Source organism: endosymbiont GvMRE of Glomus versiforme (assembly GCF_003546845.1).
Window position 1 is genome coordinate 89669 of record NZ_NWVA01000006.1, and the last position, 22952, is coordinate 112620.

Here is a 22952-nt window from a genome sequence, read left to right on the forward strand (position 1 = left end):
TATGACTAATCCTGATAAAATCAAACAAAATCTTGGTGAACAAACCGAAAAATTAGAAAATAAAGTAGGAGAATTATGAGAAGATTTCAGTCCTCACTATACTAATCTAGAACCTTGACAAAGAGGATTAGTTTTAATTGCCATCCTTGCCCTATTAGCCTTTGCCATTTATTATCTCTTTCATGAAAGTGAAGACAAACGAGCTAAAAGAAAAGCTCAAGCAGAAATTGCCATGGAAGATAAGATTATTAAGAAAATGGAATTATTGAAAAGATTAAGAGAATAACTAATATGTTTGACGAATACGACCAAGAAGAAAAAGAGTTATCCAAACTCCAAATCAAAAAACAGCAGCAGAAGAAACTCACCCTAATTCTTTTGCTCTTAACTGCAGGAGTTGCTTATCTCTTTTTAGTTTACTTACCCCAAGAAAAGCAAAAGAAAGAATTAGCCACTAGAATTCAAGCTGATGTTGATAGATTACAGGCAGTAGAACCTAAAGATTATAGTGCTTTATTGACTACTTTACAAGGATATTTATTATTAGCTAATGGCACTGAGTGAGAACAAATGGTTTTGAATGATAAAAAAGAAATCCTGAATCAGGGAATTGAATGGTTAAAACTAGAGAAATTACGATATGCCCAAGAATTAACTGAAAAAACTAAAAAAGATGCTGAAGAAGCAGCAGTTAGAGAAGAAAAGAAAAATAGAGAAAAGAAACTTCACTGAAAAAGAAAAGCTTACAACTGAGCAGATGAATTAATGCACGGAGTTATTAAAACTGCTCTAGAAGGTGGATGAAAAGAATTAGTAGACAAAGTTTTTGGTGGTCAAGAACCCGAAACTTGTATTTATGGAGCACAATATACTATTCACTTCCCACCTGCTTGCTGGGAAAAACTAACTAATGAGCAAAAATATGTCAACGGAATTCCTAGCAAAGAGAATATAAAACCAGGTATTACTTTACTTGATAGCAATGAAGAACTTATTTTTACCAATAAAAAGATTCTTGAATGAGAGCAAAAAGTTCTAATCAATCCCACTAGAGGAGAACTCGATTCAACTAGTGGAAAAGATAACAACGCTTTGTTCTATGGTGCCCCTGGAACCGGTAAAACTTCGATAACTAAAAGATTATGTTTAAGAACTAACCGTTTTCCGATGGTTGAAGTTAAGGGTTCTTCATTTACTCCTACTTTTGCCGATAATGTAGCTGGACTTAAACCTTTACAAAAATTTGTCTATACAGTTAGCGATATAACTTGAAATTTAGTAGATAATTTTGGTTTTGAAAGAGAAGAAGGTGGAGAAGCTCGCTATATTCTTTTCGTGGATGAAGCAAATCAAGTTAGCAATAATGCTTTTACTCATGACCCTAGTCGTTTACAGTTCTTAAAAGAGTGTATGGAGGGAGTAAATAAAGAAAAACAAAGTAAAAACTTGTGAATTTTTGCCACTAATTATTTAGAAGAAATTGACAAAGCGGTTTATCGTCCTGGTCGTCTTTCTAATCCTCTTGATTTCAGTTGAACCTTAGGAGACTTCTATGAACACGCTAGAAGAAAAGGAATTTACGGGCAATTTCCTCGCCACTGAACTGAAACTGCTGTTTTAAAAAAAGAAGATAATGAGTTTGTCAACAAGTTTTCCATCAAATCCTTTAATGAGTTATTCCTGCCCTTTTGAAAAAAATTTATTGCCCATCCTGAAACCCAAAAAGACCTGCCCGAAATTAAACCCGAAAATTCCAATGAACAACAGCCTGCCCAGCCTGGAATCCAGTTAGGAGAATTCTTTGAGTTCTTTTGAAACTTAAAAGAGAGTGGACAACTACACCATTTTAATGGCAAATGAGAAAGTCCTCGTACTGATAAGATTGAGGACATAATAAGCGTAGTTCGAGACACTATCGATATGCGAATAGATGAAACTAATGAACTCTTACAGAAAATCGGAACTGCTATCAATGAAATGGGTAGCGGTCTCCAATCAGCCACCAGCTCTACTATCCAACTGGAAATCCAAGACTTACAAAGACAAGTAGCCGACCTACAAAATAAAATTAGATAAAAAATATGAATAAACAACAAGAATTAATCCAAAAAATAATCCAAATCGAAACCCAAGCCCAAAATATTAAAGCTACCCTAAAAGAACAAGCCAATCATATTGGCAGATATCATAAAGCACTTAAAGAAGTCACTAACCTATTAGAAAGCATTAAAAAAAAACTAACTATAAAAGATAATAACGATACAATTAACAATCAACAAGGAGGAAATAAATAATATGGGAATGAGCTTAGGAATATTAGGAGCCCTTTGCGGGGTTTGCTTAGCTCCATTTACCGCTGGAGCCAGTTTAGGTCTTACCTGTGCTTGTGCAGGAGCAGGATTTGTAGCTGGTTCAGTGCTTGATAGAGCTATTGAAAACAGCAACGGTCAACAAGCCTCACCAGAAGCCTATAACTTATTAGGTAAGTCTATTGAAGAATTAAATAAACTTCGTGAAGACTTAAGAAAAGAGCAAGAAGAAAACGTCAAAAAAGCCAAAGAGACACAAGAACAACTAGAAAGTGTCAGAGCCAAAATAAATAATCCTGAATTGCGTCAATCTCACGAAACAGAAGAAAGTTTGAAACGCCAAGAAATGCTGCTTGTAAATGAATTAAGCAATTTAAACCGTCGAGGAGACAGCATAACTACCAGACTTACAAAATTAGAACAAGCTCAAACTAATGCCGCCACAACCGGAGCAAATGTTGCTGGTGGTTCGATAAGTAGTGCTAATTTAGGTAATATGGCTAATAGTTTTAAGCCTTCTTTTACCACTAAACTAATAATTGCAGGAGCAGTTATTTTACTGATTTACTTTTTAGTGGTGAAGAAGTAGTTATTTAGACTTTTTTATTCCTGTTTTCTTGCTTTTTAATTATTAGCCAAACAATTAAACCAATTAGTCCTATTGCTACTAATCCACAGCTGATACCAATTAACAGTTTAGTTTGTTTAGCCTTTTGTTCTTGTTTGGTTTGTTTTTGCTTTAATTTAGCCAATAATTCACTGATTTCTTGAACTGTTCGATTATATCTGAGTTGCTCTGTGACACTCAATTGTGAGGAATCAAAAGTTTTAGTCTCAGGATTAAAGGTTAATTTGTTTTGTAATGGACTTAATTCTCTAGCTAAATCAAGGAACTTTTGCTGTTTTTTAGAAGAAGCATTGGATAGTAAAGAAATAATTTCTTTTTGCTGTTCTAACGCTGCTTGGTATTCTACTGAAAATTCTCCAAAGACTTTTTTGTTTTGCTGATAAACTCTTTGGAAGTGTTGGTCTAGTTCAGAATTACCAGTGTTAGGTAAATTATCTTGGTTTATTGTAGAACTATTGTCTGAAAAATTATTCTTGTTTTGTTTGTAAGGCAAATTGCTCTCTCTCTCTCTCTCTCTCTCTCTCTGCTTATGTTGCCTAACTTGTCTAATTTCATTTATTTTGGTCATAATATAAGAACTTAACCTTCCTTTTTGTTGCTTTTCTTCTAATTCTTCAATAAGATTTTCTATTGACAAAGATACTTCATCCCAAGAAACTTGTGGATGCTTCTCCAATTCTCTCCGTAAAGATTTAATTGCTTCTTCAACAGCCTGAAAGTCTCTTTTTCTTTTTTCGTTACAATTAAAGCAAATTGTTCCAGTTTTATTGTCTATGTCATTATAATAACTATTACCTAGACACTTTTGCTGGCAATTGTCGCATACAGGAGTATAATAGTTATTATAGCATAGTTTAGAACAAAATTTTTCCTTATATCCTTCTCGGTATCAGTAAGTTCTTTCCGATTTAATTTCTTTTGAACATTCATCACAATAACTATTAATTTCTGCGGAAGAAGAGTTACCTCTTGGTAAATTATCTTTGTTTCTGTTGTCTTTATTATCCTTTCTTTGAGAGTTCTGCTGAGATTTTAATGCTTCTATTCGTTGTTTGATAGTCTTTTTACTTCATTCATAGCCATTTCAGAACAAATAACTAGAAGAATGAATATATGTGGTTGCTACTCTTAATAAACTTAAATTATTTGAACCAACCACTTCTTCTTTGGCTTGACAATAACCTAAGATTACTTGAAGTTTGTCAACATCATTTCAAGTTTCGTAAGCGGTGTCGTTTAGCTTCTGTAAATTCTCAATTAAATAATCACAGTAAGGTTTTAAGCAAGCAGGTAAAGAAGGAAAGTATTCTTGGGCAAGTTCTAATAGTTTATGGGCTAATTGGTGAAGTTTATCGGCATCTACTGAAGCATAAGTTTCGGCTAGTAATTGGCTTATCTCGGAATATAGAGAACAGGTTTTGCTACAAAAGTTTTCATTGATTGGAGTGTTGGTGATTTCTTTTTGACATTGGGAACATTTGGTCTTTGGTGATTGTTTATTTTGTTCAAGCTTTTCTTTTATTTCTTTAATTAGTGTATCATATTTATCCAAAGTATCAAGAGTGCTAATTCCTAATTCATATAGTTTGCCATTATTGAAGTGAGAATAAGCCATATCTCGATTGTAAGTGTGCTTTTTTAAAATGAGTTCAATTTCTTGGTATTGTTTTTCAGTATCAATTATTTTGTTTAGTTCCGTTAAATCTTTTTTGATTTCTTTTATTGCCCTATCAGTTCTATCATTGGCAGGAAAATAGACTTCAAAAGCCCTTAATTCCTCTTGCTGTTTTTCTTTATCTACCATGTTAAACCTCCTTTACAGAGAGAGAGAGAGAGAGAGAGAGAGAGCATTAGTTATTTCCTCCTTGATTGGAAAATGGATGAGGATTAGTTTGAATAATTTGAGCATGTAATTGACTTTGTTGATATTCCCTAAACTGTTTCCTTAAGTCTTCTAATCTAATACTATTATCATTTAAAACTTGTTCGGGAACTAACTGTAATTCATCTCTTAAATAAGCATAAAACTCAGGTTCTTGGATAGCTTGGACTTGGTCATTAGGAGTATGGATATTGATTCAATCTCTAGTTTGTTCGTAAGTAAAATTATGGTTTTGCCAAGCTTGGATTAAGTTGGAAACGAAAAAAGGATGAATGTTTTGTCAATTTTGGCTTGTTGTTGTCTGACTAATATCCATTGGTTCTGTTTGATAAGGTTGTCCTTCAACAATTCTTGGAAATTTACTTTCTCCTTGATTAACTTTAATTTGAGTATCAAGAGAAAGTTGTCTTTTAGCTTGATTGGCTAAGATTTGGTCTTCTTGCATAACATCAAATTCTGAATTTTTAGAAGATGCAGTAAAATAAATTTCTGAAGTTCTTGACTGATTAATATCAAAACTATCTAAATTATTCGAAAACTCATTGGTAGTTACAAAAGTAGCCACAGAACCTAAACTAGAACTATAATACAAATCATTAATCTCCTTGCTATTTCGTGGTTCAGGTAAATTCTTAAAGTCTAATAAGCGACTAGTATAAACTGCACTAGGATGAATTTGATAATCTAAAGTTGTTTGATTATTAAGAAATTGTTCTTTTTCTTTATATTGGCGATAGAACTCAGTATTTTCTTTGTTTTTGATTTCATTTTTTCATGCTTGTAGTTTTTTGTATACTTCACCAATTTTAGGTCTCTTTTCAGGATTAGCATCTCAACAACTACTAATCAATTCATATAAAAGTTGAGGTATCCTAACATTAAACTTTGGTCGCAAACCATCACATATTTTAAAAGAAAGGTGGACATCATGAGCTACATTAGGATAAGGAGGCAATCCGGTTAATACTTCATAAGCCATAATTCCAAAAGAGTAAATATCTGCTGCTTGAGTATATTGTTTATTACGAAGATACTCAGGAGCCATATAAGGTAGCACTCCATAGGTTTTTTGTTGATCTGCTTCACTTGCTGGTCGACATAAGCCTAAATCGGTGATATAACATTTAACATCATTAACATTTCTGCTTTTAATACTATCATTTCTATTAAGTATATTGCCAGTATGAAAATCTCGATGGAGTAATCCTTCTTTGTGAATATCTTTTAATCCATCAGCTATTCTTCGTAACTGGTCTAATCTTTCTGGAAAACTTAACTGATTATTCTTTAAAAACTTTCTTAAATCACCATCTTTTATATAGTCCATGACCATTAAGTAATCTTTGGTTTTAGGGTCTTGGGAGATACCATGACAACGAACAATTCGATTAGAATTAGGAAATTTTTTGTGGTTAGCAATTTCTTGCAAGAAATCTTTTTTGATATCTTTAGATTCGTTAAGGTGCTTCAAAACAATTCATTTATTGTCTCATTTGGCTTTATAAACTTTGGCAAAGCCTCCTTGGGCTAAGAATTCAATATTAGTGAAATTCTCGTAGGGAACTCAGTCTACTGTTTCTTTTAAATTCTTGGCATTTAATTGATATCTTTCAATAAATTGGTCAATATCTTGATTACCAGTAGAGTTGCAAGCTTTGCATCAATCTTTCCCAGCATTAATTTGATTGCATTCTGAACATAAGCCATATTTTTTGAATCTTTCATTTAGTATTTGATAGTCTTCTTTGTAATTGGTAATTCATTCTGGTTCATAGTTTTTGGTATTTTTTAGTCAGTTGACAAATTTAGCGTCATCTATTTTAGCACCAGCATTTATTCATTTCTGGGCTTGTTCAAGGGTAAAACTTTTATCCCTTCATTTTTCAACTAATAATTTATTTTCTTGAGAATAGTCAGTAACATCACTGTAGCCCGAACCATATCATTTTTCTTTTTCACTTTTGATTTCCTCCATAACTTCATCACTCAACACTCAGTAAATAAAGCCTTGTTCATCTAAATGAGTACGCTGAAGAGGAATTTGCACTCTTTGACCTAATTTACTGATAAAATAAAAAAAAGCTTCTGCTTCAGGAAGATATTGATTTTCAGCGTTCTCCGCAAAACGAGAAAAATGTAAATTATTTAAAACACTATTACTAAATTTAATATTCTCAGCAAAAGTTATTTTGAGAACTTTTCCTCAATCTCTGTCTTCTCATTCTACTTTTTGGATAGTTAAAGAAAGAGTGAGATATGAGCCTAATGGATGATTAAGACCACTCAGATCATAATAATTTAACAGTTGCCTTTTTAATTCAAGTAATTCTTGTTCTTTTTGTTTTATTTTGCTTTCGATTTGATCCAGCGAATGGTCATCGCCCCCTCGTTTTTGACATTCTTTTTTTAATTCTGCACATTCTTCAAGTAGTTTGCTAAAGTCTTGCTTAGGAAGAGAAGAGCTGACATTATTTCCGGCAATAATATTAATAAGAGTCTCTCCTTCTGGTATATTACTAATATTATCATAATTATTGAGTATATGTTCACATACTATCTTCCGAACAGACTCTTCTATCTTTTGAATTTCTTCTTTTAATTTTTTTACATCCTTCAACTCCTTTATTTCTTCTTCTAACTTCGTGATCTTTTGTTCTATAATCTCCTTTTCATCATTATTTTCAGACCCTCGTCTGCTATCTGTTTGCTTTTTTAATTTTTCAACAATCATCTCATTTTTATTATTTTCTTTTCTGAAATTATCATTTTTGCTACTTGCAACTGTTGTAATATCTGGATTGCTAATTACTTTTTTTTCTTCATAAATTTCTTCCAATCCTAAATTTTTCTCTTTTTCTTCCAGTTTTTTTCTCTTCCTAATTTTTTCTTCCATATAAGTGACAATTGCTTCACTTAGAGACTGCAATTTTGGAGGTTTATAAGGAACTTCTTGACAAACTTTATTCAAATGTTCAAATAATATTTCTCTAGATTTGCTTCTTTTGTTTTTGTTTCTGTCCAACTTGCCAGCGTCCTTAACTTCTAATGAGGGATTATCTATATGAATAACCCTTCTCTGACAGGATTCAATTATTTTTGCTAGTTCACTACCTTTTTCAACCATCAAGCTAACGTCATTTTTACACATTTTACTTCTTCTGAAATTGTCAAAATTAGTACGAGTTATTGTGGTATAGTCAGTAATATTTTTATCAAAAATGATTGTTTTCAGCAAATTATAAATAGACATTTCATTTTGATCAAATCTGCCATCAATAACAAAGAGAACTTGGCTCACGCCATCTCTGGCTAAATAAACTGCTTCAGCGATTTTGTCCAATACTTCATTCCTAGTCAATTTTGTGTCTCCAATCCCAACCGTATCAATTATTGCATGATTTACATTTCCCTCTGTAAATTCTTCACTTTGGATTTCCTTTGTTGCACTAATGCTTGATCCGCTTTCTTTAAATTTATTGGTTCCACTGATTACATTGGCTAAGGTAGATTTGCCACTACCAGTTTTTCCAATCAGTATTATTGTTTTAGTCATGATTATTTATTGCCTTTCTTTCATGGCATGTTAATATCTTTAACTTCTACTCTTGCAATTAACTTAGGAAGAAAAGAAATCTCTGCAGTTAGTTCGGCATTTACCTCTTTAGCAATTTTTTCTTTTTTATCTTCTATTTGGCTTTTTAATCTATTCTTTTCTTCATCATCATTAGATTCCAACAACTTTTTCTCTTCTTCGCCTATCTGCTCCATATAACTGCTAACTCTTTTATAAACACAATCTCAGTTCTTCAATTTGTAAATTTCTTGGCAATTTCCTGCTAGGTAATCTAACACTATTTTTCTCGAATCTTTTCTGTCAACTTCATTTGCAATTATTTCTTGCTCAAGTTCTTCTTTCATTTCCTCATCGTCATCTTCTTCTATTATAGGAATAGGTGGATTATTCACATGTATGATACTCTTACATGAGTTAATTATCTCATTGAGTTCTCTATTTTGAGTGAGCATATTTTGTCAGTCTCTTATACATTCTTGCGGCTCTTTAAAATTTTCAAACTTTGTTCGAATAATAGTAGTAAATTTAGTAATACCACTTTCCGAGACAAAGTCTTTAAACAGATTAAAGGCTATTATTTGCTTGTCAGAAAATCTTCCTTTGAAAACAAAAAGAATTTGATTTATACCTTGTCTTGCTGAATAGATGCCTTGACCTATTCTATATAATAAATCTTCCTTAGACAAATCACTAGTGTCACCAAACCCAATATTATCAATTACGCAATATTTTTTACCTTGTCACTCAAAAATTTCGCTCTTTTTAAAGATTTCGGTTATACTAGTGCTAAAGCCTTCTGCTCTGAATTGATTAGTATCGGTCAAAACATTGGCTAATGTTGACTTACCATTGCCAGTCATTCCAACTATTAATATATTTCTAATGTCATCGTCTTGTGCAAGAATTACTTGTGAAACTTGCACTAATTTATTTTTTTCATTATTATAGGTAAATCCAAAACCTATTTTAGTAAGTTCTGAACAACTGCTTATATTTACTTCTTCTAAATAATTATTGGAACCACAATTAATTTCTTTGAGTTTAGTACAGTTACTGGGATCCAAATCTCTTAAATTATTGCTTGAACAATCAACTCTGTCAAGATAATGGCATCCGTTAATATTCAAAATGTTGAGTTTGTTGTTCTGGCAATCTAGTTCTGTAAGAAATCGACATTCACCTAAATCTAGGCTAGTTAATTCGTGTCCAGAACAATTTAAATTCTGCAAATTAGTAAACCCCTCTAATTTTAAATCTCCTTTGAGAGTTCTTTCGTGATTAGGTCATCTTTTAACTTTTCCTTTACTGATATCTAGTTCAGTTATTTCACTTCTTCTTTGGATTGGATATTCTTCATCTAATCATTTTTGAGCATTTACCATAATACTTATTTTTTAAGTCTATATATAGATTTTTTTGGTATACCATAAAATATACTTATAGGTAAAAAAACCATGGTTAAATTCAAGTCTTCTCATATGCGTGTAAATATCTTGTACACGCTTTTTATTTTTTTATACTAAAAACAACTATTATGATAAAAGAAAACCAATTTAAAGTTCAGCCAACTATTCCCAAAACAGAAACACGAATTATGCTAAATAATTGGCGGCAACCAGTTAAGCAATCAAACTTATCAGTAGCCGCTAGAAAAAAAATAATCAATTATAGTGGCAGTAATTATGTAAGCCCAAGAATGATGACTGACATCAGCGAACCAGCAATTTACGGACCAGGAAAAAGAAATTTTAGAGATTTTTGTAGAAGAATTAAAGATGGATTAGGAGTGAATGCCGTTACTGGTAGAATTTCCCATGATAGCGACATATATGCTCCTGGTAATAACTATGCTGGGGCGATTATTTATGCTGTTGATGGAGAATTTGTTTGAATGAATTCAGGCGGTGATACTGCTGGTCGTCGTGGCAGGAGTTTCTATGTAATTATAAAGAATACTAATATTTGACCGCCTGAAGCTTTTAATCATCCTGGTGGTGTTCATGGTTATCTTATCCATAAAGCATTAGGATTTAATATGGGAAATCAAGATGATAGATATAAACTTTGTGCTGGTGGTTTTGCTTGAATGCCAAATAGAGAACCATCATTAAGATTTAACAGCGGGACATTGAATTCAATAAATCAAAATGGTTGTGAAAGTGATGGTTCTCTTATGTTAAGTCCTGATGAAAAGGATATAGTAAGGTATTGTTGAAATGAATATACCTCTCGTGGTGTAGGTCATAATTTTGAAATACCATCCTATTTATTTGAATAATGGATACTTATTACCATCAACAAAGCCGTCAATTTTAGGTCTTATTTAGCCAGGGGTGATTTTAAATTTAGTTAAAATTCCTATATGAATAATGACGCTCAACAACATATAAACCAAATCACCCGCAAAGGACGCATTTATTACCTAGATATCAGCAATAGAGACCTAGCAGGAAACGCAGATTTAAGTGAATTCACCACCCTCCAACACTTTAATGCTGCCAATAATCAGTTTGAGAACCTGGATTTCTTAAATAGTTTACCGAATAAGGAAAAACTACAAAGCCTTAATCTTTTTGGCAACCAAATCCAAGAAATAGATTTTGCCAAGTTATTTACTGATTTTCCCAACCTAAAACGTATTAATATCAGCAAAAATCCGGCTAGTGCGAAAAACCTGAATAATCTAACTAGCGAACAGTTTAGCAAAATCATTGAAAGCATTAAAACCAAACAAATCCAACTTAACTGCTGAAAAGGAACTGTGCTAATGGATTTATTGGTTCATGCCAAAGAATTAGTTGGCAGAGGCAATACTAATCAACAAACCCAAGCTCATATGTCTTACTTGCAAGAAATAGTTAGTCAGCCGCAAAAAGCAGAAATCAGAAAATCAGCACCAAATAATAGCCAAAATAACAGCAAAAGTCCGAATAATAGCATTTACTTGCTAGTTGGCGGCTTAATTCTTTTCGGTCTGGCAATTTTAGGAATTGGTTACTGACTAGGGAAAAGAAAAAAAGTCGCCGCAAATTCCATGACGGAGTAAAATATTATTTATAATCTTTTAACCAAAAAACCATTCTGTAAGGGCTACGCCCATCTCTACGGGTCAAGGGTTTAACAAGAGTTAGTGAGAGTTTGTAAAAGCGTTTGCTAACTGAAAAAAAATGATTAAATAATTATCGCCTAGGAGGCTATATTTTTATTTTTAAATATATGCTTCCTAATTTACAAGTTTTAGAAAAAGTTGGTAGTAAAATCCAAACTATCCCAAATCAACACGGAGAATTTAAACGTAAAGAACATTATTGTTGCTATCTTTTGTGCCAAAAAGCAGGTTTAAGAGTTAGTGAAGCAGTGAATTTTGACTTATCAAATAAAACGCAAAAAGGCTTATATAGAATCAAAACCAAAGGCAAGAAAAATCGTTGTGTTTATGTTCCCAAAAAAGTTATAAATGAGTTAAAAAAAAGTAACTGAAAGCCAAATTCCACTAATCGCTTTAATTTTTATCATTTTTTAAAGAAAATCAAAAGGAAAGCAAACTTGCCTGCTAATACTGAACTAACTCCCCATACTTTAAGGAGAAGTTTTGCCACCCACCATGCCGAAGCAGGATTACCTTTACCATTACTCCAAAAACTTTTAGGTCACCAAAGCATTAGAACTACCGCTTTATATTGGATGAATATTTATGCCGAAGACGACGGAAACGACGACACCGACAGCATTCTAGCAAGTAGGCATTGATTAGAGAAACCCAAAAATTCCCAACCTGAGCCAGAGGAACCTATTAAAGTAAATTTAGAGGAATTACCCGCACCATTTATGCCAAATTTACCACCATTCAGCCCAACCCAAACAGAGCCTTTAACCAAAATTCACCAACTAGAAAACCAATTAAACCAAATCCAAAGTGAGAATAATGACTTAAAAACTGAAAACAACGATTTACAGCATGATTTATCAGAACTAGCCCACCAAAACACTATTTTAGTCCAAGAAAAAGCCCAAGCCCAACAAACCATTAGCCAACTAACCCAAGATTTAACCAATGAAAGAGAAAAAAGAAACACAGCCGAAGCCCATTTAAGCCAAGAAAGACAAATCAATAGTAATCTCCGCCAACAACTCCAAACTGAAAAAGCAAACAATCAATCTCTCCAAGAAATCAATGCTAATCTAACGCAAAAAAATCAGATCAACGAACAAACTATCGCCAAGCTCCAAAATTCCTATCAACAAGCCCTAAAAGACAGAGAAACCACCCAAAAACAACTAACTCACTTATTAACTGAAATCAAAAAAGCCGCCAAACAATTCCAGCACTGGCAGAAACTCAATTATTATCAACAATTAGAGCAACAAAATCAATTCCAAGCCAAAATAATCCACCCACCGCCATGAAAAAAACCTTAACCTGCTTTTATTGCCAAAACTTAAAAAACCTGCTCTCGGTTAGCAAAGGAAAATGTGCTTTTTGCGGGGTAGAAAACAACCCATTTTATTTAATCGCTTATCAGTCACAGCCCACTTTTTTTTGCTGTGGCTGTGCTTGATGGCAATTTCCTCATAGTGAAGCCGAAAAACAAGCAGAAAACAAGTGATACCAAACAAGGAAAAGTAAATAAAAGCATTTAAGCAATCTTTATACAATAAAAAGTAAAGCATTTTATAAGCATTCTTTTCCTTCCCCTATACTTTTTAAAAACAAAGCATTTTTTCTTTTTTTAAGAGGAAGGAAGGTTTTATTTTTAACTAAAAAATGTTAATTTTTGCTATCGGCAGAAAACATTTATAAAAAATAACGATTTTTAGAGCAGGAGATTGTTTTTGATCTTTTGTAAAAACTTATTAACAAAACATTAACGATAATCCTAACCAAAAATAAATAAAAAAAAAAACAATCATTATTGCCCAAGCAAAAGCAATTGCTAAAAAATAATCTCACAAATTAAGACTAGGTAAACTAAAAGACCTATTTTGTAAATAAATAACTTGAGAAGAAGAAACTTTACTAGTAAAATTCACTACTAGCACTTTTTTTTCGTCAATCAATTTCAAGCAACCCTTTATTTCTCAAAATCCGTTTATTTGTTTTATATGTTGTCTTTTAATTCCAAGTAAATTAAATCTGTGTTTCTGAAAAAAGTAACTTTTGTCTTGAAAAACCTGTTTAACCTCTTCGCCAGAAAAAAATAATCTATTTAAGTTTCTAAAAAAATACTTAGCAAAAACGATAATCAGAACCAAAAAGATAACTCACAAAGCAATAAGTAATAATCCTGTTGCTCAAGAGTAATTAAACTTTGTTGCGGGCAAAAATATAAAAAAAACCAGCAGAGTCGTAAATAAAGGACAAATAAAAAAAACTAACTTTGCTTGCTTAGTCAATTTATTGGAAGCTAATTTCACTCTTAACTTATTAAGCGGGAAGAAAAACTTAATTGCTAAAACTAGGAGAAATGGGAAAGTAAGAACACAATTAAAAACTAAAAAATTTATTCAAAACAAAATCTAAATTATTGTATCTTACAAGGAGGATTAGGTTTTACTTCAATTTTAGCCTCAAATTGTTGTCCTTGATAATTATTCCTTCATGATTGAACTGCATTATTTACTTGCTGCCTATTGCTACCCAGTTCACCATAACTTCTAATAGTTAAATTGCTGAAATTTTCATTAACATCTCTAATTTCTTCTCTCAAAGGAATTTTTTTCTTGAACTTTGTCGCTTGCTCAGAAAAGTTTAAACCAAGCACACAACGATTAGAAAAGTGTTGACAGTTGCCTTCGTTGGGCTTAAATCCTTGAAATATTCCAGTTAAACTATATTGTCCTTCCTTATATTCTTTACTAGAAACTCCACGGGCAATATGTTCAATTATTGTATCTTCTTTTTTATAAGGTATTATTGGATGATAGCGTTCCACTGTTCCTCCAGTGTTCGCCAAAAAATCTGTTCAACTACCAATATGAACTCCTTGAGCATCAAATGCATAACGAGAAGCTGAATAACTGCCTGAAGATGAACCACCTGAACTGCTACCTATTGAGAAAGCCAAAGCAACACCGCCAGAAGCAACTGGTGCATAAACATGAGCCACTTTCTCATTACCTAAATAGATAGCTGAATGATGTCCAACACCAAATTGAAGCGGTCTCTTCACAATATCAAAAGGTTTTAATTGAGTATCAGGATTTGAAGCAGTTGTTAGGTTTGTTACTTTTATCAGAGGCAATTCATCTAGAGAAACACATCTATAAGCATGTTCAAAAGCATCAATAATTCCATCATGTACTTCTAAAATAGGGTTTTCGCCATACCTTAACCCACGTTCTAAACTGCTATCTCTCGTTTGCATTTCACCATAACTTGGTGAAGTAATAATTAATCTGTCTTCTAAAACTTCCGGCATTGCTCCTTGCCTAGGTTCATGAATAATTAATCTTAAATCATAGTTATTATATTCCCCACTAATAACTATGGCACAATTATTATTAAACCAAGTGGAGAAAAAGTTAATTTGGCGAACTTTACCTGGGATATATAATCGCCTTTTGGCTACTTCCTCGCATTCTAACATTTTTTTTAAATCTTGGAGGTTATGATAATCATAATCATTTACTCCCATGGTATTTAGTCTTTGTTTTTCATAATAATTAATATTTCCATTATTATATCAATTTTGTAATGTGTTTTTCATAACATATATATTTTTATAGTAAAAAAAAATTTTTATAATAATTTGGTGAACCAAATTTATAAATTTTTCTTTTTTAGTTTTTTTTTAAATAATGAATATGCGCGCGCGAAAGAGAGGAAAATTTAAGGTGAATTTTGTGTGATTTTGGTTTTAAAAATGGAGAGATTTTTGCTAAAAAATTGGTGAGAACTTTTAAAATATAAATATAGTTGTTTATTTAGCAACCTAGTCCCAGTCTAGTCGGATTTGGAATTTCCTCAACTGTCTGGGCTGGGTTGCTAAGTAGATAACTATTGAGCGAAATTCCATGAATACTAACTATCAAAATAACAAAAAATCAAAACACGGCAAACATAAACCAAATTATTATAAAAAAAATAAACAAAAATATCTTTTAGCTAATCAAAAATACCGAACTAAATTAAAAGCTCAAAAGTCTCCTAAACAACGCTCTTTTTTCCTAATTCAAAGAGAACAAAAATTTATTAATTGTTTAGATAAGCATCACCTAGTAGTTCCCGTGCCTCGTTTAAAAATCAAGCATCCCATTATCCAAGGCTGAAATAAACCTAATTGGTGATGAAAAGCTAAAATTCCCCAACTATTAGCCCAAGGACATAATTATTTCACTCTCTTAAACAAAGATGGTAGTTATAAAGGTGTCCGTATTGGTTGTATTGACATAGACGAAAAAGGCTGAACTAAAATTCCCACTAAATATTGATGCTGTTATATTAGTGCGGACAATGGCAAAATTAAACTGCTTTTTCTTTATGAAGATAATTGTGACTTAAAAACTGGTAAAGGTTATTTTCAAGGTCAACCTATTTTAGATTTTAAAATTTCAGGCGGCATCATGGGTATCGGTAGTTTTCACCCCAACGGCAAACCTTACCGAGTAAAAGGAGCAGGTTCTTTCTTTTTAAAGAATAATCATATTTTCAAATCACCGCAAGAAGTTATTGAATTATTGAAGCGTGATTGACAGATTGAAGTAAAAACCATGAGCGAACATTTTTCTCACGCAAAAATCATTGAAAAAATGCTTGATTATCAGCCATTATTTAAAGAAACTGCTTTTATTCCCTCCCGGGAACCACCAATTAGGGAATTAAATAACCTTTCCAAAATAACTAATTACTAGGAGCAGAACGCTTTTTTTGTAATTATTTACTTTGGGGAAGTTATTTTACTAACTATCCCGTCCAAACTGTTAAAGAAAGCGACAAATTGGAAGCCTGTTTGGAGAAATCCAACTCAGGAGAGCAGCAAAGGAGACAAAGCCTTTGCTGGGGCTAATGAAAAAAAGCCCTAGGGGTTCCTGACAATACCTAAAAGTCAGGCATGGAAACTTCCAAGATATCGCTATCTTATATATATTTTTAAGAGTAGATATCATGGATTTGTTGTTTTAAGTCGCCAAATACTTCTTACTGAAAATGATTATACACCATGGTTAGAGTTGGGAAAGTGAGAGAGTTAGAGGATTGGTGTATAATCAAAAAGGGTGAGTGAGAAGGGGGAAAAAAGCACTGAATTTGGATGCTCTAATCAGGATAACAATCTCTAATCCAAAGTCAGTCAGAACTGTTTCTTTCAAATCAGAAAACGAGGAGGTGCTTCTTGTCTTGGTATTCAATGCCCTTGGGAACAAAAACATCCGGTCAAGTTGGTTTTTTCTTGGGTTCAGGTTTCATTATCTCTCCGTTTAGTTTGTGCGTTATTTCTAGTATCTTTTTGTTAGACATAACATCACTATGCTCCTGTTTTCAGTGGTCAGTAATAGTGATTTTGTGAATTATTTGTTCATTGAAAATAATGGGAATTAAAAGTGAGTAAGTTCATTGTCATTCTTGGTCAATTTGGCTGTATTCTTTATCAATTAGTTTAAATCACTTTGCTTTTGCCATTTATGCTTTGGTTATTCCTATTTTCAAGGGTTCAGTTTTAAATAATTTATTAGCGTAGGTTATTAAGCGGTCCAGAGTGAAGCAATTAAAACGATAATGTAAAATGTCCTCGGTTTCGGGTAAAGTTAATTCCATTTGTTCGGCTGTTTCCTTGTCAGTTAGTTTATGTTTACGCTGATAAATTAAGATTTCCCGGCAAATTTCGTGTTTGCTTTTTTCAAGAGGAGTAGGATTATCAGGTAAAACCCAAGAACCTCCTTGGTAGTTAGGACTAGCAAGTTGGTTTAAATATTCTTTGAATTCGGGGTCGGAATATTGACTTTGCTTGATAGATTTATTTTTGTTTACCATATGAAGATTTTTACAGAGATTAATTTTTAAATGTTTCCCAACCTTTCCAAATAAACCCGCAAACTCTCCTCAATAATGGCGGTTCTTTGGCCTTCCGGTAAAGAATAATAAAAGTTCAGTAAGCTAGGATTTAAAGAAAACCGCACAGTGATTTCTCTTTTAGGGGCAGATTTATCTCTTTCAGTAAGGTTAAGGTCTATTTCTCCTTGCTGATAAGCCTGTAAACTTTGCCGAATTAGTTCTGATAGAGAGCGATAAGTGTAATTTTGCTGGCTTAATTGCGATTTAAGCATATTTTCCGCTTGCTGACACAAATGAGCGTTCAAAGCAAAAGTAATCCGCATGCTACGGTTAAGTTGTTTTACTTCCTCAGCGTTGATTCGTTTAGTGATTTTTCTCATAGTGTTTAAATAATTGCTGAAAAACTTCTTGGGCTTGTGGGCTTTCTTTTTGGCTAAAAAAGTTTGCTGGACTGCCATTTAAAAGGGAGCCATACAAAGCAGGGCGCTGGGATAGAGGAGACAATACTGTTCCTGCTTTCATGTCTCGTCTCGTCTCGTTTAATTGATTTAAGCCTTCTCTTTGTTCTTTGGTTTTTTGGTAGCGATTAGGGAGAAAGTAAACTTTATTCTGTTGCTCTTTTGGTAAAGATTGAAATCACGGAATAATTACTTGTAAATCAACATAATGAGGAACAAATGGAACTAATATTATGTTGGCTTGCTTGATATGAGTTAAATAGCCACCGCTTACTCCTGCCGTATCGGTGATTTGATAATCTACTGGCGGGGGAGACGAGACGGGACGTTTTTCTTGTAAGCAGTTATTAACCCAGGCTTGGAGGGCTTGGTTAGGGTCAGTATCAATTAATTGGACTTTTTTGTTTTGGTGATTTAAATACTCGGCTAGTAAAGCGGCAATGGTAGTTTTACCTGTGCCACCTTTATTACCGGTGATTACTATTTTAGTTAGGGGCATGACGAGACGAGACATGTTATATAGTTATAGTTTTAATGATAGATAACTTTACTAATAATTGTTTTAATCTTCCAAACTTTCTCAATTCAAGGGCTCTGGTAAAGAATAAAAATGCTTATCTAAAACTTTTTCAATATCATCATAAACACTTATAAAGTCGTCTACGGTTTTTTCTAAAAACTCTAATACTCGGACATCTAGCACTACATCGCTAGTAATAGTTTTGTTTTTTTCTCTTTGTTTATTTTTGTAGTCTCTTCAATTGTTAGAGTTAGAATTTTCCACAATAGCAGTTTTTAAAAAAGAAGCCTCTTTGTTATTAGATTGTTTGAAGTGATAATATGCACCTCTTAATTTTATTTCTAATTTACTGAGAATTTTTTCTTTATCTGCTACATAAGCATGATAATCAGGGCACATTGGATAATCGTTAGTTTTTGGGTCTTTATCCAAATATTTAGCATAGCGAAAATCAATGTATCTTCTTACTCTGTCTAATCAAACTTGAATTTCGGGAGTTGATTCTGGTGCAGCGGTTTGGTTCATATAACCATTTTTACTGTCTTTCATCGGCAATAATTTTCCTCGTATTCAGCGTTTTTTGCCAGGTTAATTACATTTTTGTTCTCATTTAAAGAGAACCACTGCGTGTCACAAAATAAAGTTTTATTTTTAGTAGAAGTGTATGAAAAAAATAATTAAATCCTACCAAAAAACCAATGCTGAATACGATTATTCTTGCCAAGAATGCCATAAAAACGAGGCCGTGCTAAAACTCCAAGGTAGCGGCTGATTAGCCAACATTCAAGGGAGTTTCTGCGAGGAATGCGCGATTAAAAAGATTAAGTATTGATATCTAAAAAATATGCCTGAATTTCACTTAATCTGTGCCGATTGTGGTCGTTATAAAGATAACCAAGTAAAGCCTAGATATGAAAGACTTATTAAAAGAAATTCAAAGGCGTATGAAAAATAATATAAAAATATTAAAATAATAAATATAGAAAAATAAGTATTATGTTCAGCACAAAAAATCCTAGTTTAATCACTAAAGAAGAAAAAAAAGAAATCACGGTTCTAGATATTAGTAATCAAGATTTAGGAAATTCAAATTCAATGGATTACCAAAAACAAAGCAAAACTTTAAATCTACAAGAATTTGAAAACTTGCAAGTTTTTATTTGTTCCCACAACGAACTTGAAGAGTTAATAATTGATAAAATTAGTTTGGCTAAACTAGAACGCTTGGATTGTTCTTATAATAAAATTAAGCAAATAAAACTAACTGGAAAAGCCGATAATCTGGAAAAACTTATTGCTAATGCTAATTGTTTACAGGACATTAATTTTTTATCTTCTTTTAATCCCGGGAAGTTAATTCACTTGGATTTCAGAAATGATGTTTCCAAGCAAAATAATAATTATAGTTATGGATCACACGGATATCAATTTCCCTTATCTAGTTTTTCTAAATTCAATAAATTAGAGGTGTTGATGATAGATAGGTTCAGTGGCTCTCTCATAAACATAAGAGAATTAACTAACTTAAAAAGATTTTCCATAAGAAATAGCAACATTACTGGCGACTTGGAATATTTACCCCAGAGTTTAAAACTAGAACGTTTTGATTATAGTGGTTGTCCTAAAATTGAAGAGCAGTTAAATCCTTTTAAGGGGCAAAATGACCCACTTACGGCTTGAAGAGGACAACAAAGATATTATAAACTTTATCAGGAAATAAGAGAAAAAGAGGTTAAACCTCTTCAACAGAAATTAACCCAAGAAGAGAATAATTTAAAGGCAGAAAAAGGAACAAGCACCAATTTGCAACAACAATTAGAGAATAAAAAAAACGAATTAGAAAATAACCAAAAAGAATTAAAGCAATGTCAAAACACTCTTTCTTCTTATCAGCAATTCGTAGATAATTATTTAAGAAACAAAAGGACAGATTTAGAAGAATCAATTCAGCAAGCCAAAAATAAATTAGGAGAAAGCCAAGACTGACTAGATTCTTTTTTTAAGGCCCAAAAAGAAATCAGTAGAAATAGTGACAATTCTTTTGCCAAAGAACAGTCCGAAAATGCTCAAAATATTTTAAACAAAAAACTAACTAAGGAGGAATTGTGTGCTCTTCTTAACAAACATCAAGAAATTTGACAGTTAGAAAAACAATTAGTGGATTTGAATATCTATGAAGAAAAATATGAAGCAAGAATTGAAGTTCCTGCTCCAAAGAAGTATTAAAATATTATGGTAAATGCTCAAGAATATATTAATAATAATTTCCCTAAAGACAGCAAAGCAATCAATGTTTCTAAAAGGAATTTAACAGGCTCATTAGATTTAAGAGAATATCTTCAATTAGAAGAATTAGTTATTGAGATTAATCAAATAAGTAATCTAATTTTTTCAGAGAATAACAAAAACATTACTAAAATTGAGGCTTATAATAATCAATTAACCAGTTTAAACTTTTTAACTAGTCTGCCTAATCCTGAAAGATTGAAATGGTTGGGAGTTTTTCAGAATAAGATTACTTTGGATAATTTAAACATTTTGGTCTCTTTTGTTAACTATAAAGAGATTAGTTGCTCATTTGCTTATAATTATCGTTCAATTATGTTGGCTATATCAGTTAAAAGGTAAAATATACTTATATGACTGAGTTAAAGAAAATAAACAATGAAAAATTATTACAAGAATTAAGGCACCGAGTGAAAGAAAAAAAACTCAGTGAAAAGGAAATACTTATCACGTTGGAAAATCCCAAAAAACCTGAGTTAATTACCGAATATAAAAAAGTTGATTTGAGCAAACTAACCAAAGAAGATTGAAAGAAGGCTTGCCAGACACTCGAAAAAGATAAAAACTATCAAGCAGAAGTAGAGTTGTGAGATAGCATTGGTGATGAGTAAGAAAACAGTTAAAAGGCGAGAAGTTTATTGAATAGATTTAGGAAAAACAGTTGGCACTGAAATCAGAAAGATTAGACCTTGCATTGTAATTACTAACAATTGGCTAAATACTTTTCACAGTAGAATAGTCATTATTCCCATGACTTCTAAACCAGTTCCTTTTGTTCCTTTTCACTTAGAAATAAACTTTGCTGGCAAGAAATCAACTATTCTACCCGAACAAATTCGTTCAGTTAGTAAGAAAAGGATAAAATGAGAGTGAGGTAAATTAGGAGAAGTTTCGCTTGAGATAATGAGTGAAGTAAGCCAATTGCTTCATCTTATTTGTGAATTAGAGGAAAATAATGAAAACTAAAAAGCCACTAAAACAACTTCCTAGTCAACAATTACTTAACCAGGTTCATGATTATTTAGTTAATCGCAAAAACAAAAGACATGAAAGCAAAAAATGAATCCATTATTGCTTGTTTCTTTTATGCTGAAAGGCAGGATTAAGAGTCAGTGAAGCTTTGAGTTTTGACTACAATTTAGAACATCCTGCCCTGGAATATAAGGGTTTATATTTATTGAGAGGCAAGGGAAGTAAAGAAAGATACGTTTACGTGGCTCCAGAGATTATTAAGGTTTTGAAGAGTCATAATTGAAAACCAAATCAGACTAATAGATTTAATTTTTTTGAGTTTTTAAGGGAAGCAAAAGAGAGTTTAAATATTCCGAAAAATGTAGAGTTTGCCCCCCATACTTTAAGGAGGTGTTTTGCTACTTATAATGCCATTGGTGGCATGCCTTTGCCAGTACTCCAAAAAGTTTTAGGACATGCTAATGTGAGAACTACCGCTTTGTACGTGAAAGGGAGCAATTTAGAGAATTTATTAAAGTTTAAGCCAATTTAATGGATAAAATCAACTATAACAAAAACTTAAATAAACCATGTGAAAAACAATAGCTCGCTTTATCAGCAAACCAATTTACCACGAAGTTCAATTCATGAAATTCTACAAAGCCACTTTAGAGAATAAAGAAGGTAGGTTTGTCTGCTCTTTTGGGGAAAAATATTTGCAAGATTATTCCTCAGAAAAGAAAGTCTGCTTTTTAAAATGTAAAAAAACTAGTTTTGGATTCTCTTGCCAAGCCATAGAATTTTTAGATAACAATGAAGAAGTTACCTCGTGAGTAGAAACTGCTGGCAAAGCAAACAAAAAAGAAACTATCCAAAATCAGGAAAAGTTAAAAAAAGAACTTACGGAAAAAGTGCAAATACTTACTAGCTTGCTTGCAAAAGAGACTGGAAAGAATTGAACCTTTCGTATTGACTCCCAGCCTTTGTCTGTTTATTTAGAATGTTCAGAGAAACCACATTTAAGGTTTTTAGTCAGCAATTTTGCTAAAAATCAAGTAGTTCTGGACCGTAATTCTGCTCTTAATCATTTAAAGAATATTTATGTTGATTTAGCTAAAATTGACCTCTATTATTTGCTGAAAGATGTTGAGGAAAGAATTAAGGTTATTGAGAGGTTAAATTAGTCTTTTTAAGTATTTTTGCTTTTACTTTTAGCGATTTTTGCCAGCAATCCCCCAATACTTACTAAACTCACCACTAATAAACTAATTAAAATAATTCTTTCTTTATTTACTGTTGTTGCTGGTGGAGCCAATTCAGTTGTTTCTTTATTAACGCTTTGATTAAGATTAATA

Annotated in this window: 25 protein-coding genes; 16 read left to right on the forward strand and 9 right to left on the reverse strand. The window is 32.3% G+C overall.

From position 1 onward, the window contains the following. Position 1: 1 nt before the first annotated feature. Genes GvMRE_RS09930 through GvMRE_RS09945 form a run of 4 tightly spaced genes read left to right on the forward strand, consistent with a single transcriptional unit; the run spans position 2 to position 2898 of the window. Positions 2–286, forward strand: coding sequence for a hypothetical protein (locus GvMRE_RS09930; protein ID WP_147411032.1), 285 nt, complete (start codon positions 2–4; stop codon positions 284–286). 5 nt (positions 287–291) lie between these two features. Next, entirely contained in the window at positions 292–2076 is a 1785-nt protein-coding gene (locus GvMRE_RS09935) for an AAA family ATPase (protein ID WP_147411033.1), read from the forward strand. Between the two features lie 5 nt (positions 2077–2081). Beyond that, entirely contained in the window at positions 2082–2294 is a 213-nt protein-coding gene (locus GvMRE_RS09940; RefSeq protein WP_147411034.1) for a hypothetical protein, read from the forward strand. Position 2295: 1 nt separating this feature from the next. After that, positions 2296–2898, forward strand: coding sequence for a hypothetical protein (locus tag GvMRE_RS09945; protein WP_147411035.1), 603 nt, complete (start codon positions 2296–2298; stop codon positions 2896–2898). A 4-nt stretch (positions 2899–2902) separates the two neighbouring features. On the opposite strand, the gene GvMRE_RS09950 is transcribed toward GvMRE_RS09945, so the two are convergent. Genes GvMRE_RS09950 through GvMRE_RS09960 form a run of 3 tightly spaced genes read right to left on the reverse strand, consistent with a single transcriptional unit; the run spans position 2903 to position 9775 of the window. After that, positions 2903–4741: a hypothetical protein gene (locus tag GvMRE_RS09950; protein WP_147411036.1), complete on the reverse strand. Its 1839-nt coding sequence runs from the start codon at positions 4739–4741 to the stop codon at positions 2903–2905. Between the two features lie 46 nt (positions 4742–4787). Continuing rightward, positions 4788–8372 carry a protein kinase gene (locus tag GvMRE_RS09955; RefSeq protein ID WP_147411037.1) on the reverse strand — a complete coding sequence of 1195 codons (3585 nt, stop codon included), beginning with the start codon at positions 8370–8372 and terminating at the stop codon, positions 4788–4790. A 2-nt stretch (positions 8373–8374) separates the two neighbouring features. Beyond that, a complete protein-coding gene (locus GvMRE_RS09960; protein ID WP_147411038.1) occupies positions 8375–9775 on the reverse strand; it encodes a GTPase in 1401 nt (466 codons plus the stop codon). A 152-nt stretch (positions 9776–9927) separates the two neighbouring features. On the opposite strand from GvMRE_RS09960, the gene GvMRE_RS09965 reads away from it, so the two are divergent. From GvMRE_RS09965 to GvMRE_RS09980, 4 genes are all read left to right on the forward strand, one after another. Continuing rightward, positions 9928–10671, forward strand: a complete 744-nt coding sequence (locus GvMRE_RS09965) for a hypothetical protein (RefSeq protein ID WP_147411039.1) — start codon at positions 9928–9930, stop codon at positions 10669–10671. Positions 10672–10755: 84 nt separating this feature from the next. Continuing rightward, positions 10756–11439, forward strand: coding sequence for a leucine-rich repeat domain-containing protein (locus tag GvMRE_RS09970; protein WP_147411040.1), 684 nt, complete (start codon positions 10756–10758; stop codon positions 11437–11439). Between the two features lie 170 nt (positions 11440–11609). Beyond that, on the forward strand, positions 11610–12812 hold the full coding sequence (locus GvMRE_RS09975) for a tyrosine-type recombinase/integrase (RefSeq protein WP_147411041.1): 1203 nt from the start codon (positions 11610–11612) through the stop codon (positions 12810–12812). Continuing rightward, on the forward strand, positions 12797–13024 hold the full coding sequence (locus tag GvMRE_RS09980) for a hypothetical protein (protein ID WP_147411042.1): 228 nt from the start codon (positions 12797–12799) through the stop codon (positions 13022–13024). Before GvMRE_RS09975 ends, GvMRE_RS09980 begins: the two co-directional genes overlap by 16 nt. Before the next feature lie 891 nt (positions 13025–13915). On the opposite strand, the gene GvMRE_RS09985 is transcribed toward GvMRE_RS09980, so the two are convergent. Next, entirely contained in the window at positions 13916–15100 is a 1185-nt protein-coding gene (locus tag GvMRE_RS09985; protein ID WP_147411043.1) for a hypothetical protein, read from the reverse strand. Positions 15101–15407: 307 nt separating this feature from the next. On the opposite strand from GvMRE_RS09985, the gene GvMRE_RS09990 reads away from it, so the two are divergent. Continuing rightward, a complete protein-coding gene (locus GvMRE_RS09990) occupies positions 15408–16244 on the forward strand; it encodes a bifunctional DNA primase/polymerase (RefSeq protein ID WP_147411044.1) in 837 nt (278 codons plus the stop codon). A 403-nt stretch (positions 16245–16647) separates the two neighbouring features. Here GvMRE_RS09990 and GvMRE_RS09995 read toward each other — a convergent pair whose 3' ends face one another. From GvMRE_RS09995 to GvMRE_RS10015, 5 genes are read right to left on the reverse strand one after another with little or no spacing between them, the layout of a single operon-like run. Further along, entirely contained in the window at positions 16648–17010 is a 363-nt protein-coding gene (locus GvMRE_RS09995) for a hypothetical protein (protein ID WP_147411045.1), read from the reverse strand. Then, a complete protein-coding gene (locus GvMRE_RS10000) occupies positions 17011–17361 on the reverse strand; it encodes a helix-turn-helix domain-containing protein (protein ID WP_147411046.1) in 351 nt (116 codons plus the stop codon). It lies immediately after the preceding gene. 26 nt (positions 17362–17387) lie between these two features. After that, complete coding sequence (locus GvMRE_RS10005; RefSeq protein WP_147411047.1) at positions 17388–17762, reverse strand: hypothetical protein; 375 nt, start codon at positions 17760–17762, stop codon at positions 17388–17390. Beyond that, positions 17746–18354, reverse strand: a complete 609-nt coding sequence (locus GvMRE_RS10010; protein ID WP_147411048.1) for a ParA family protein — start codon at positions 18352–18354, stop codon at positions 17746–17748. The genes GvMRE_RS10005 and GvMRE_RS10010 overlap by 17 nt, the downstream gene beginning before the upstream one ends. 48 nt (positions 18355–18402) lie before the next feature. Beyond that, positions 18403–18885 carry a hypothetical protein gene (locus tag GvMRE_RS10015; RefSeq protein WP_147411049.1) on the reverse strand — a complete coding sequence of 161 codons (483 nt, stop codon included), beginning with the start codon at positions 18883–18885 and terminating at the stop codon, positions 18403–18405. Positions 18886–19024: 139 nt separating this feature from the next. On the opposite strand from GvMRE_RS10015, the gene GvMRE_RS10020 reads away from it, so the two are divergent. From GvMRE_RS10020 to GvMRE_RS10050, 7 genes are read left to right on the forward strand one after another with little or no spacing between them, the layout of a single operon-like run. Continuing rightward, positions 19025–19315: a hypothetical protein gene (locus tag GvMRE_RS10020; RefSeq protein ID WP_147411050.1), complete on the forward strand. Its 291-nt coding sequence runs from the start codon at positions 19025–19027 to the stop codon at positions 19313–19315. Positions 19316–19356: 41 nt separating this feature from the next. After that, complete coding sequence (locus tag GvMRE_RS10025) at positions 19357–20586, forward strand: leucine-rich repeat domain-containing protein (RefSeq protein ID WP_147411051.1); 1230 nt, start codon at positions 19357–19359, stop codon at positions 20584–20586. Between the two features lie 6 nt (positions 20587–20592). After that, a complete protein-coding gene (locus GvMRE_RS10030; protein WP_147411052.1) occupies positions 20593–20988 on the forward strand; it encodes a hypothetical protein in 396 nt (131 codons plus the stop codon). Between the two features lie 11 nt (positions 20989–20999). Next, entirely contained in the window at positions 21000–21257 is a 258-nt protein-coding gene (locus GvMRE_RS10035; protein WP_147411053.1) for a hypothetical protein, read from the forward strand. Further along, positions 21250–21612 carry a type II toxin-antitoxin system PemK/MazF family toxin gene (locus GvMRE_RS10040; protein WP_147411054.1) on the forward strand — a complete coding sequence of 121 codons (363 nt, stop codon included), beginning with the start codon at positions 21250–21252 and terminating at the stop codon, positions 21610–21612. Before GvMRE_RS10035 ends, GvMRE_RS10040 begins: the two co-directional genes overlap by 8 nt. Beyond that, positions 21602–22150 (forward strand): tyrosine-type recombinase/integrase, encoded by a 549-nt coding sequence (locus GvMRE_RS10045; RefSeq protein WP_147410762.1) that lies wholly within the window; start codon positions 21602–21604, stop codon positions 22148–22150. The genes GvMRE_RS10040 and GvMRE_RS10045 overlap by 11 nt, the downstream gene beginning before the upstream one ends. 37 nt (positions 22151–22187) lie before the next feature. After that, on the forward strand, positions 22188–22781 hold the full coding sequence (locus GvMRE_RS10050; protein WP_147410114.1) for a hypothetical protein: 594 nt from the start codon (positions 22188–22190) through the stop codon (positions 22779–22781). The last annotated feature ends 171 nt before the right edge of the window (positions 22782–22952 follow it).